The 244-nt window shown below is 66.8% G+C and carries 1 protein-coding gene; it reads right to left on the minus strand.

What is annotated here, in order from left to right:
- Nucleotides 1-7: 7 nt before the first annotated feature.
- The coding region (locus SB764_RS43810) for a transcriptional regulator, SarA/Rot family (protein WP_410867280.1) at nucleotides 8-244 on the minus strand (237 nt) is incomplete at its 5' end.

Below are 244 nucleotides of genomic sequence, written 5' to 3' on the forward strand. Positions count from 1 at the left end.
CTAACAATCAAAGACTGCTGACCAGCTTTTCCCGCAATTCGTGCAACGCGCGCATGGTGCCCTGCGCCTCTTCCAGCGAGCACTGGGCCGCGGCGGCGACGGCGTGAGGCACCGCTTCGGCCTGGTTGCGCAGGTCGCGCCCTTGTTTCGTCAAGGTGACGATCACCTGGCGTTCATCGTCCTGGGCGCGAGTCCGGCTGACCAGGCCCGCCGCCTCCAGCCGCTTGAGCAGGGGCGTGAGGGT

Origin of the sequence: Paraburkholderia sp. SIMBA_027 (assembly GCF_046535315.1) — a bacterium.
Classification (GTDB): Bacteria; Pseudomonadota; Gammaproteobacteria; order Burkholderiales; family Burkholderiaceae; genus Paraburkholderia; species Paraburkholderia tropica.